Annotated in this window: 12 protein-coding genes; 8 read left to right on the top strand and 4 right to left on the bottom strand. The window is 34.3% G+C overall.

Features of this window, described 5'->3' with window-relative positions:
* Positions 1–11 precede the first annotated feature (11 nt).
* Positions 12–884, bottom strand: a complete 873-nt coding sequence (locus PSU83_RS07455; protein WP_300588446.1) for a copper resistance protein NlpE N-terminal domain-containing protein — start codon at positions 882–884, stop codon at positions 12–14.
* A gap of 114 nt (positions 885–998) precedes the next feature.
* Between PSU83_RS07455 and PSU83_RS07450 the strand changes: the two genes are divergently transcribed.
* Positions 999–1,814 carry a 2,3,4,5-tetrahydropyridine-2,6-dicarboxylate N-succinyltransferase gene (locus tag PSU83_RS07450; RefSeq protein WP_300588444.1) on the top strand — a complete coding sequence of 272 codons (816 nt, stop codon included), beginning with the start codon at positions 999–1,001 and terminating at the stop codon, positions 1,812–1,814.
* Between the two features lie 23 nt (positions 1,815–1,837).
* On the opposite strand, the gene PSU83_RS07445 is transcribed toward PSU83_RS07450, so the two are convergent.
* From PSU83_RS07445 to PSU83_RS07435, 3 genes are read right to left on the bottom strand one after another with little or no spacing between them, the layout of a single operon-like run.
* Positions 1,838–2,950: a glycosyltransferase family 4 protein gene (locus PSU83_RS07445; protein WP_300588443.1), complete on the bottom strand. Its 1,113-nt coding sequence runs from the start codon at positions 2,948–2,950 to the stop codon at positions 1,838–1,840.
* 12 nt (positions 2,951–2,962) lie between these two features.
* Complete coding sequence (locus PSU83_RS07440) at positions 2,963–3,778, bottom strand: glycosyltransferase family 2 protein (RefSeq protein ID WP_300588442.1); 816 nt, start codon at positions 3,776–3,778, stop codon at positions 2,963–2,965.
* Between the two features lie 25 nt (positions 3,779–3,803).
* Complete coding sequence (locus PSU83_RS07435) at positions 3,804–4,619, bottom strand: glycosyltransferase family 2 protein (protein ID WP_300588440.1); 816 nt, start codon at positions 4,617–4,619, stop codon at positions 3,804–3,806.
* A gap of 133 nt (positions 4,620–4,752) precedes the next feature.
* Here PSU83_RS07435 and PSU83_RS07430 point away from each other — a divergent pair, with 133 nt between their 5' ends.
* The 7 genes from PSU83_RS07430 to PSU83_RS07400 all read left to right on the top strand — a co-directional run bounded on the left by PSU83_RS07430 (position 4,753) and on the right by PSU83_RS07400 (position 12,252).
* The gene (locus tag PSU83_RS07430) at positions 4,753–5,604 is read left to right on the top strand and encodes a glycosyltransferase (RefSeq protein ID WP_300588438.1); all 852 of its coding nucleotides are present in this window, start codon (positions 4,753–4,755) and stop codon (positions 5,602–5,604) included.
* A gap of 21 nt (positions 5,605–5,625) precedes the next feature.
* Complete coding sequence (locus PSU83_RS07425) at positions 5,626–7,602, top strand: LTA synthase family protein (protein WP_300588437.1); 1,977 nt, start codon at positions 5,626–5,628, stop codon at positions 7,600–7,602.
* Between the two features lie 3 nt (positions 7,603–7,605).
* A complete protein-coding gene (locus PSU83_RS07420; RefSeq protein WP_300588435.1) occupies positions 7,606–8,172 on the top strand; it encodes an L-threonylcarbamoyladenylate synthase in 567 nt (188 codons plus the stop codon).
* A gap of 73 nt (positions 8,173–8,245) precedes the next feature.
* Positions 8,246–9,664, top strand: a complete 1,419-nt coding sequence (locus PSU83_RS07415; RefSeq protein ID WP_300588433.1) for an HD domain-containing protein — start codon at positions 8,246–8,248, stop codon at positions 9,662–9,664.
* Between the two features lie 76 nt (positions 9,665–9,740).
* On the top strand, positions 9,741–10,760 hold the full coding sequence (locus PSU83_RS07410; protein WP_300588431.1) for a COX15/CtaA family protein: 1,020 nt from the start codon (positions 9,741–9,743) through the stop codon (positions 10,758–10,760).
* Between the two features lie 149 nt (positions 10,761–10,909).
* On the top strand, positions 10,910–11,680 hold the full coding sequence (locus PSU83_RS07405; RefSeq protein ID WP_300588430.1) for a CDP-alcohol phosphatidyltransferase family protein: 771 nt from the start codon (positions 10,910–10,912) through the stop codon (positions 11,678–11,680).
* A gap of 374 nt (positions 11,681–12,054) precedes the next feature.
* Positions 12,055–12,252, top strand: coding sequence for a CsbD family protein (locus PSU83_RS07400; RefSeq protein WP_300588428.1), 198 nt, complete (start codon positions 12,055–12,057; stop codon positions 12,250–12,252).
* Positions 12,253–12,289: the final 37 nt, after the last annotated feature.

The following is a 12,289-nucleotide window of genomic DNA, read 5'->3' as shown; positions in this document are numbered from 1 at the left end:
TACCGATTATTTTATTCCGTAAAGGCATTGAATTCTGCCAATATCTTACCATTTCGATACAATTTCAACGTTTTATTATCCAATTTATAGCTATTGGTTTCTGCCAGCATAGTAAAAAAGTGACTTTCCAACACTATATCGGCGCAATCCATCTTAGTTGAAGTAATTCCTAAAAATGATAAAGTGGTTGCTGATGGCATGGCATAATACCCTATTATAGTATTACAACCAGATAAAGCTACAAATCTTCCGTCCTTTGATTTAAGTTTTAAGTAATAAACATCTTTACCTTTTTGCCTTACTTTTTCTTTGTTAAGTGAAATTAATTTCCATTTGGTTTCTGACAATGTATATTTTCCAACAGCAGGATTGACTTTTTGGATCACTGTTGTAGTTGCAATTCGACTGTTCAAATCGACTGTTACTTTATTGTGATCTTCTACCGTTTCAATAGCTGATGTATCGGTAGGCTGTTTTGATAATATGTAATCGTCAGCAAAACTTCCGGTACTTTTTTTACCATAAACATCAAGCTGAGTCAAAGTTTGTTCTCCAACAAAATATTGATTAGCCCCATTCACACCATTTAAAATTATTATATTCCCTTGCTTATTCCAAGTAAAATTTCCTTTCTGCATAAATACTTTATCGCCTTTTCCATCGTATTTTGTTTTAATACAAAAGGTGGAATTTTCATTTATTGCGATTTCGGTTTGTAAACCACTACAATCGATACAAGGTAAAATTCCCTTATAGATTCCAACATAATCCAAAGAATTTTTAGCGTTATGCATGTCGTTTATAACTACTTTTTTATCGTTAGTCCCTTGTTTTTGACAACTGACTACTAGGATTATAAGAAGTACTAAAGTAAATTTTTTCATGGAGATTAAATAAGTTGACCAAAAATATTAAATCAATTCATAAGTTAAAGTTAAATAACTTTCAATTTTACTAATGATCTAAAAAAGGTATCTTTGCTAAAATTCAAAAAAATCATGAACAACATACAATCCATTATAGAAAAAGCTTGGGAAAATCGAGAATTATTGAAAGAGGAAACGACGCTAAAAACCATTCGTGACGTTATAGCATTACTTGACGCTGGCACTTTGCGCGTTGCTGAACCAACTTCTACTGGTTGGCAGGTAAACGAATGGGTAAAAAAAGCGGTAGTTATGTATTTTCCAATTCAGAAAATGGAAACTTGGGGAGCTGGAATTTTTGAATACCACGACAAAATGTTGCTAAAAACAGGATACGCCGAAAAAGGTATTCGTGTAGTTCCGCCAGCAACAGCACGTTACGGTGCTTATATTTCAAAAGGTGTAATTTTAATGCCGAGCTATGTAAATATTGGTGCTTATGTAGATGAAGGAACTATGGTGGATACGTGGGCAACGGTGGGAAGTTGTGCTCAGATCGGCAAAAATGTTCACTTGTCTGGCGGCGTTGGAATTGGCGGCGTTCTAGAACCATTGCAAGCGGCTCCAGTTATTATTGAAGATGGTGCTTTTATCGGTTCGCGTTGCATTGTGGTAGAAGGCGTTCGTGTTGAAAAAGAAGCTGTCCTTGGTGCCAATGTTTGTCTGACGGCATCAACAAAAATCATTGATGTAACTGGTGACGAACCCATAGAATACAAAGGATTTGTTCCAGCTCGTTCTGTGGTTATTCCGGGAAGTTATACTAAGAAATTTGCTGCTGGCGATTTTCAAGTGCCATGTGCGTTAATCATTGGAACCAGAAAACCTTCTACCGATTTGAAAACATCACTTAACGACGCTTTGAGAGAATATGATGTAGCGGTTTAATCCAAATAAAAACGTAGAAAAATCTATGAACCTATTGCCTCTTTAGCAAGTTCATAGATTTTTTTTATCTGATTTTCTTGATAATAATTTTCAACAATATGATTTCTACCATTGATTCCCATATCTTTTGCCATTTCAGGGTTTTCTAAAAGTTGAATCATAAACTCAGCCATACCATTTTCATCCTTTTCTTCTACTAAAAAACCTGTTTTTCCGTGAAGTACCGCTTCTTTTATTCCACCATGAAGAGTACTTACAACTGGAAGTCCAGAAGCACTTGCTTCAAGGACTCCAACAGGAGTTCCTTCTGTATCACCATTTGGAGCAGTTATAGAATGCTGAACAAAAGCAAGGGAACTCCGCATTAAATCAGCTATTTCATCTGAATTTAAAATTCCTGTAAAAATTACTGAATCACTTATATTCAATTTTTTAACCAGATTTTCACATTTTTCAAAAAGACTTGATTTTCCACCAACCATAATTAATTTAGTTTTCGGATACAGCTTCAAAACCTTATAAAATGCACCAATTGTGTGCAAAGGACCTTTCTTTTCTGTAAAACGACCAACCGCAATAAAGTTACTTTTAGGACTATTTATTCCAGGTTTAAACTTAGTTATATCAACACCACACGGAATTACCTTAATTTTTTCAGGAGTGGCACCAATCGCAATCAATCCACTTTTTAAATCTTCTGAAACTGGCAGTAGAAAAGAAGCATAGTTAAAAAGTTTTTGATATTTATTATAATATTCTTTAAGCAATTTTTTATCAGTGGCATCATGACCATGAAAAATAACCAGCAATGGGATATTTAACGATTTACAAACGGATACCATATGTGCGGCAGGCATCCCGTAATTTGCTAAAACAACTTCAATTTTATTGTCTTTTAGGTATTTTTTTACGCCATAATCGCCGAAAAAATTATTTCTTCCAACTATTCCCTTCACAATTTTATGCATCAGCCTGAATGGTCCTGAATTCAAAGGTTTTCCATCTTCTTGTTTTTCAGGAAGGCGTCCGCTGTAAATTGTATAAACGTCGGCCAATTTTGAAAATCCTTCAATTTGATCGCGAATGAAAGTTTCAGAGTAAGCATTTCTGCTAGAACGAGTGATACAAATGCGCATAAGGATTCTTTGTTAAAAATTAGATTCTATTCCAATTGGCGTTTTTACCACTTTGTTTTTTCGTGTATTTGCTCTGATATCGTAATTTTTCTTCCATGTTTCTTTATTGACATAACCGCGTTTATGATCTAAATGAACGCAGATAGCTGAGTATCTTATTTGTTTGGATTTCAAACCTTTATTAAATAATCGTTCACCCAATTCACGATCTTGCCCGCCATATTGCATTTCTTGGTTGAAACCGTTAGCGGCAACCAAATCTTTTTTCCAACCCGATGAATTGTGACCATTCCAAGATGCATTAGTTGGTGTAATGAAATTTAGAATTTTGGCTGAAATTCCAGAGGCAATAAATTTTATGTTTTTTCCGCTAGAATTTAATCCTTGGGATTTTAACCATTTTAAATCGAAACAATTCTGTGAAACAATATCTTCTTTGGTAATTGCTTTTGAAATAGCCATCGGCAATTTAAAATAACCGCCCGAAAGGAAATAGCCTTCTTCCCTATACTTCATGTGCACTTCTACAAAATCTTCTCTCGGAATGCAGTCGCCATCAGTAAAAATTAAATAATCGGAAGTGGATGCTAAGATAGCTTTATTCAAGATTTGTGATTTCTGGAAACCGTTGTCTTCTTGCCAAACGTGAATGATCGGAATCGAAATTTCTTTTCTTAATCGGTCAACTAATTCGCGTGTTGCATCTCTGGAACCATCATCGGCAATGATAATTTCAAAATCTTTAAAGGTTTGCACGCTAAAACCTATAATGGTTTTTTCAAGCCATTCTTCCGAATTATAAGTACTAAAAATAACCGATAGTGTCATAGTTCTTCATTTAATAGTTGCAAAATTACATATTCTGTGTTATTCCCGTTTCTATTCGAGTAACATTATTTTTTTTGTTGAATTTACGAACTTCCAAATTATAAGCAACTTTTTCTAGATTGACGTAGCCTCTAGAATGATCCAAATGGATGCAAATTGCCCTGTACCGAATTTGTTTAGACAACAAGCCGTTATTAAACAAACGTTCGCCCATTTCACGATCTTCTCCGCCATAGTCGAGTAACTCATTAAATCCGTTTATAGCTAGAATATCCGATTTGAATCCGGAAGAATTATGTCCGTTCCAAGAGCGTTTTGTCGGCGTAAGCCAATTCATAAACTTAGCAAAATACTTATTATTATTGAGTTTGGTAATCTTAAAGCTCAATTTCAATCCCTGTTTTCGAAGCCAAGAAACCTTAAAACATTTTTGATGAATAATGTCATGATCCGAAATTGTAGTTGAAATGTTCATCGGGAGTTTGAAATAACCGCCAGAAAGAAAGAATCCTTTTTCTTTTTCTTTTAGATGTTGTGCCACGAAATCTTTTCGAGGAATGCAATCGCCATCGGTAAACAATAAATAATCTGAGTTGGATGCTAAAATTGCCGTATTCAGAATTTTACATTTTCTAAACCCTAGATCTTCGTGCCAAACATGTTGAATTGGATGTTTGAATTTGTCTCGGAAAGAATCGATTACACTCTTAGTTTTATTGGTCGAACCATCATCTGCAACAATAATCTCAAAGTCGTTTTCCGATTGAATAGTATAGCCCAGCAGCACTTTGTGCAACCATTCTTCCGAATTATATGTGGATATAATTATAGACAACTTCATACCCTACAAACATAAAGAATAAATTGGATTTTAAGCAAAAGTAACCGTATCGTTTTTGGGCGTCGAAAAAATAACTAATTTTACAGCCGAGACCAAAAGGGTCGAATTGTACGAAGTAAAAAAAATCCATTACATGTTTAATCATTATTTAATTACCCGATTCAATCTAAGAGCAGATTATTGGGACGTTACCAAAAACAATGAGCAGTTATTAACTGATGAATGGATGGACAACCGAATGTGGTTGTTTGAGAATTTTTGTTTTCCTTCAGTAGCGGCACAAACCAATCAAAATTTTGAATGGGTTTTGTATTTTGATACGAATACAAAAGACATTTATAAAAACCGAATTCTGGAATTGATTAAAAACCAACTTAATTTCAAAGTTTTTTTTGTGGATGCCATGCCGTCTTTTATGCCCGAATTAACAAAATATATTGCTCAGGAAACTAAAGATAAAAAGTACTTAATAACTACTCGAATTGACAACGATGATAGTATTCATGTGGATTTCATCAATGAAGTTCAGAAGCAATTCAACCAACAAGACTATCGCGCTATCGATTTTATAAAAGGCTATTCACTGCAAATTGAGCCCTCTTATATTTTAGGAAAAAAAGAACAACTTTTCAATCCGTTTATCAGTTTGATTGAAAAAAATGAAAATCCGAAAACAGCTTTTTATCAAGACCACCGGTATTGGAAACGCGATAAAAAAGTAACGCAATTGGGCGATAAACGATTATGGCTTTCTATCATTCACCAACGCAATAAAATCAATAAATTTGACGGCTATGGTTTAGTTGAATGGAAAAATATTAAAAAGAATTTCAAACTTTCTGGTGAAGCAAACAAATTAATTTCAGAAAAAAAAATTCCATACAGCGCTTGGTTTTTTACCAGCTTGAAGAATCAGTTCGTACAAACATTTGAATTAAATTTCAAACTTTTGAAAAGAAAACTTGGTTTGTATAACACCAAATAATTAGTGCGTAAAACACAATATATGTCTTCAGAATCAAAATGGAATGGCTTTCTAAAAGAATTCGGCAATCTGATTTTCTTTTGGATTTTTGGAGCACTTTTCTTTACCCTATTCAGAATTATTTTCATTTTATTTTTCCGCAAAAAAATAACACATCCTTTTGATTTAGCCGATTATGGAAATGTATTTTTAATGGGATTTCGTTTTGATTGCACCGCTATTGCTTATTTTCTATTACTTCCTTTGCTTTTGTTATTGGCATTGTCTCCGTTGGGAAAATTCTATGTTATTAGTGTAATTCGAAAAATTCATCAAGTACTATTTGTGATTCTTTCCACATTAATTTGCGTTATTACCCTAAATTATTTTAAAGAATACGGAGATCAGTTCAATCATTTTTTATTTTTGGGACTTTACGATGATAAAAAAGCAGTTTTAAATACAATCTTAGTTGATTTTTATCCAGTATTAAACAGTTTGATTATCATGCTAACGATAATTTTAGGGATTTTTACCTTCAGCTATTTTGAAAATAAAGAGCGCATTTACCAATTTTTGAATAAACTAAACTTCAAAGGAAGTCCGTACATACTAGTTTTTCTTCTTATTACTTTATTTATTTTCGGAATTCGCGGATCGGTTTCTTCAATTCCTGTGTTACGAGAATATTCCGGAATTTCAAAGGATAATTTTCTGAACAAAACCATTATCAATCCGTTTCGTTCATTAAAATACGCCATCAAAGATTTCAACAGACTCAATGAAATTGGAGATAAAAATCCATACATGGATGAAAAACTTTTTAAAGCAACATTTCCTCAAGATAAAGTTACCGATATCGTAAAAAAAACTGCGCAAGGGGCAACTATTGAAAAACCGAAACAGATATTCATTGTAGTTATGGAAAGCTACGATTCTTGGCCCTTAATGGATAAATACTTGCCGTTTAATTTCTCCACACAACTAAATAACATTGCCCAAAACGGAACCCATTTCTCTCACTTTTTAGCCGCAGGAAATACCACTATTGACTCATTTGGAGCCATCATGACCAATGTGCCGAATTGTGGCATCAATCTAAGTCACATCGGAACGGCAAATGCGCCTTTTGAAACTTCTATTTTTACGCAGTTTAAGAAGTTAGGCTACGAAACCAATTTTTATTACGGCGGTTTTTTATCTTGGGAAAATATCGGCGATTTGTCTAAATATTATGGCGTAGACCGAATTTATTCTGGTGTAGATGCGGGTGGAAAAACCGATACCGGCGGTTGGGGAATTGAAGATGAGAAAGTTTTCAATCTCGTGCTGCAACATACCAATAAAAATAAATATTCTTTAAATATCATATTGACATCAAGCTATCATGCACCGTATACTGTTGATTTGGAAGCAAAAGGTTTTCCGTATAAATCGCCTGATGATTTTCCACCAGCAATGAAAAAATATTATGACGGTGCTATGAATATGAAAGAATTGGGCCATCTTTGGTATGGAGATAAAGCGATTGGCGAATTCGTTAAAAAAGCAGAAAAAGAATTTACCGAAAGTGTTTTCAACTTCACAGGAGATCATTTTGGGCGAAAGTTCGTAAATAATAAACCAAACCTATATGAGAAGTCTTCTGTAGCGTATATTATTTATGGAAAATCAATTCCGAGATCGCTAAAATTAACTCCAGGAAGCCACATTGATATTATGCCAACACTTATAGAAATGATTGCTCCAAAAGGTTTTGAATATTATAGCTTTGGTGAATCAATGTTTACCAAAGGGAAAAATGAAGGAATTGCTTTTGACAAAATGATTGAAGGTAACGATTTGTATTATTTTCCGAAAGGATCGAATGTTGAAGAAATAGATTTAACCACTTTCAAAGAAACACATTCCAAAAAAAATAATTTGGAATTGAAACATAATAAATTAATGGCACTGGCTTGGTATTATACTATGAAAGGAAACGATTTGAAAAAGCCAGCAAAAACCCTAAAAAAATAAAAAATGGATTTAAATTCTGAAGTTCATAAAGCATTTGAAGTCATTCAAAATGGCGGAATCATCCTCTATCCTACCGATACCGTTTGGGGAATTGGCTGCGATGCAACTAATGCAGAAGCTGTAGAAAAAATCTACGCTTTAAAACAGCGTGCAGAAAGCAAAAGCATGATTGTGCTAATGAATGGTGAAAAAATGTTGTACAATGTGTTTAAAGAAATTCCGGAAGCAGCATGGCAAATCATGGACTTATCGGAGAAACCAACCACCTTGATTTTAGATAATCCACGAAATGTGGCACCGAATATTATCGCGGATGACAAAACACTTGGAGTTCGAATAGTAAAAGAGCCTTTCTGTTTCAAACTGATGGAACGCATGAAAAAACCATTGGTTTCGACTTCAGCAAATATATCTGGAATGTTTGCACCAAAATCTTTCAAAGAAATTGCGCCCGAAATTATAAAAGGTGTAGACTATGTAGTAAATTTGCACCACGAAAAAATTTGCAAAAATCCATCAACGATTATTAAGCTTTCGCTAGATCATCAGGTGAAAATTATTCGTAAGTAATTTTTTTGTTTCAAGTTTTAGGTTTCAAGTTCAGCTAACCTTCAAACTTGAAACCTAAAACTTGAGACACAAAATGAACTACACTAAAGCATTAGAAAATCCTATATTTAAAATAGTTGCAAAAGCAAGCACAGCACTTCAGCTTGAAAGTTATGTGATTGGCGGATTCGTGCGTGATCATATCTTGCAACGCGACTTCAAAAAAGACATTGATATTGTGGCCATTGGCTCCGGAATTGATTTGGCTTTGAAGGTTTCTGAATTACTTCCAAACAAACCCAAAGTACAGATTTTTAAGAACTATGGAACGGCCATGCTTCGGTACAAAGATATTGACATTGAGTTTGTAGGTGCGCGAAAAGAAAGCTATTCCGAAGACAGCCGCAATCCAATGGTAGAAAATGGCACGCTTGAAGACGATCAAAACCGACGTGATTTTACCATCAACGCCCTAGCTTTTTCGTTAAACGAAAAAAACTATGGTGATTTAATTGATCCATTTGAAGGTTTGACTGATTTGGAAAATAAGCTTATCAAAACACCTTTAAATCCAGATATTACGTATTCTGATGATCCGTTGCGAATGATGCGCGGTATTCGTTTTGCTACCCAATTAAACTTTAAAATTGAAGCCGAATCGTTAAACGCAATTGAACGCAATAAAAAAAGAATCAGTATTATTTCTGGTGAACGAATTGTTGATGAATTGAACAAGATTTTGTCTACACCTAAACCATCTATTGGCTTTTTACTTTTATATAAAACCGGACTTTTAGATATTATTCTTCCCGAATTAACTGCGTTAAATAACGTAGAAGAAATTGAAGGTCATACGCATAAAAACAACTTTTATCATACCTTGGAAGTCGTTGACAACATTTGTCCGAATACCGAAGATGTGTGGTTGCGATGGGCTGCATTATTGCACGATATTGGAAAAGCGCCCACTAAGAAGTTCAACAAAAAACAAGGCTGGACGTTTCACGGACATGAGTTTCTTGGCGGAAAAATGGTAAAGAAAATCTTTGAAAGATTGCACATGCCATTGAACCAAAAGATGAAATTTGTGGCCAAAATGGTGATGCTAAGTTCGCGTCCAATCGTACTTTCTGAAGATATCGTTACCGATTCAGCTGTGCGTCGTTTGGTTTTTGATGCCGGCGAAGATGTTGATAATCTAATGACATTATGCGAAGCCGACATCACGACCAAGAATCCTACGAAATTTAAAAAATACCACAACAATTTTGATCTTGTTCGACAAAAAATAATTGAAGTGGAAGAACGCGACCAAGTTCGTAATTTTCAACCCCCGATTTCTGGCGAAGAGATTATGGAACTCTTCAATTTGAAACCATCACGAGAAATTGGCGTTTTAAAAGAAGCGGTCAAAGAGGCAATTTTAGAAGGTGAAATTCCGAATGAGTATCAAGCAGCTTATGATTTTGTTTTAAAAAGAGCAGAGAAAATGGGGCTTAAAAAAATGGCCTAACCTTAGTATTAGATTAACTTTTGTTGAAGCTAGAATATGCAATGTTATCGATAATTTTGCACCACAGTATTTAGATATGAAAAAAGATAAAGCCGTTATTTATTGGTTACTTTCGGGTTGTGTTTTAGTCTTCATAATGGTCGTTGTGGGTGGAATTACCCGACTAACCAATTCAGGTTTATCAATGACCGATTGGCATTTGGTTACCGATACGCTACCGCCATTAACTGATGCAAAATGGAACGCAGCATTTGAGGCATATAAACAGTTTCCTGAATACCAAAAAATTAATATTCATAACGATTTTCAACTTTCGGATTATAAATTCATATATTTCTGGGAATGGTTCCACCGTTTTATCGGCCGTATTATTGGGTTGGTCTTTATTGTTCCGTTTGTGTATTTTTTGATTAAAAAACGAATTGACAAAGCAACGTTAAATAAATGTTTCATTCTATTGGGAATGGGCGCTTTACAAGGTTTTTTTGGTTGGTTCATGGTAAAAAGTGGTTTGATTGACGATCCGGATGTGAGTCATTTTAGATTGGCCTTGCACTTAACTTTTGCCTTTATCACTTTTGCTTACACACTTTGGGTTTCGTTGGATTTGATTTATCCTGATAGAAAACAAGTTATTCTTCCATTGAAAAAATTGGCTCGAATCACGCTAGTTTTCCTTATAATTCAAATAATTTATGGTGGATTTGTAGCTGGTTTAAATGCCGGACTACTTCACAACCACTGGCCGCTAATGAGTGACGGGCAGTTCTTTCACGAAAGTATACTATTAGAAAAAGATTCTTGGTTAACTCGATTTACAGAAGGCAAAAGTGGCGTTCAGTTTGTACACCGAACTATGGCATATGTAGTGGTAGGTTTGATTTTATTCTTATATTTCAAAAGCAAACAATATGTGTTAAGTGCGCAACAACAAAATGGTCTAAATGCTTTAGTTGTTATTGTGTTTCTGCAATTTACTTTAGGCGTTTTCACTCTGTTATACAGTGTTCCGCTTTGGTTGGGATTAATTCACCAAGTGATGGCCTTCTTTTTATTGACGGCAATGACGTATACTTTACACCGTTTATCAAAGTAAAATAGAAATACAAAAATTGTCCAGTTAGAGTACAAATATCCGTGAAGTTTTGCCACAGATTCACAGATTAAAAATGATTTTAAAATCAGTGAATCTGTGGCAAAAAACAATCGACTATATTGTCACAATTCCCAGTTTATGAACGTTAAATGTCAAAACTTGCAGCTCAAGATCAATTTTTAGATTTATCCGATTATGGAAGATCTTTTGGACGCTTTTTGGCCAACCAACTAAAAAATACGCGCTTCACTCCTATTCACGTTACCTTACTTTTCGGGCTATCTGGATTGATTGCTATTTATTGCATACTCACCAATCATTATTTCCTTGCGGGATGTTTTATCGTTTTAAAATCGGGGATTGACGCTGCTGATGGCGAATTGGCTCGTTTAAAGAATACGCCTTCTTACTTTGGAAGATATTTAGATAGCGTGTTTGATATTATTCTGAATTTCATGTTTTTGATGGCTATTTGCTACGTTTCAAACACTTCTATTTTGATGAGTATTTTGGCCTTTATTGGTATTCAACTACAAGGCACTTTATACAACTATTACTATGTAATATTGAGAAATAAATCGGTTGGAGGTGATACTACCAGTAAAATATTTGAATACAAAACTCCGAAAGCTTTACCAGGTGAAACGCAACAATCGGTAACTATTTTATTTGGAATTTACACAGTTGTCTATGGTGTTTTTGATAAAATCATTCACCTACTCGATCCCGAAGCATATAAGGTTAAATCGTTTCCCAATTGGTTTATGACGCTACTTTCCGTCTATGGACTGGGTTTTCAATTATTGATAATCGCCGTCATGCTTCCTATGGGTTTGATTGAGTTTATTGTTCCGTTTTTTATTGCCTTCACGGGATTTCTATTCATACTCATTGCAATTAGAAAAAAAATTATCTTGTAGCTATTTCCAAAAATAGTAAAAACCAAACTTTGATGATTTCCAAAGCCTCCCGGCCTCGGAACGTGCTTCCGTCTCTTATTTTAGTGCTTCCGTATATAAACTAATCATCCGTAACTTCTAGAATATCTTCCCTAGGATTTAGTGAATTGTCCCAACATAATTTTCAAGTTTACGTATATCAATTATAAACTTCCGCAGGGTAAAAACGGCTTTGATTCCATAATATAGCAAGATCCAGAATAGTTGTTATAAATGAACTATTTAAACCTCATCAGAAATCTTATAACTTATACCAACACTTCTGTAAGAAGCTAAAGACTGTAAATTCCGAACTTTGGATTATAGAAAATTTGTTTAATTAAAAATTTATAATCATGCCAAATTCAACAGAAATTAAAGGAAACTGGGAACAGTTAAAAGGAAAAATGAAACAAAAATTTGCTGACCTAACCGATGACGATTTGTTGTTTGAAGAAGGAAAAGAGCAAGAAATGTGGGGAAAGTTGCAAGAAAAATTAGGGAAGACCGAAAAAGAAATTAAATCATTATTTGATTTGACTAGTCCTAAATAATCGATACAGATTATAAGACAAAAATAGATAGATTAAA

Origin of the sequence: Flavobacterium sp. (genome assembly GCF_029945805.1) — a bacterium.
GTDB lineage: Bacteria > Bacteroidota > Bacteroidia > Flavobacteriales > Flavobacteriaceae > Flavobacterium.
Note: the sequence above shows the minus strand (reverse complement) of the source record. Positions and strands in the feature narration are given on the sequence as shown.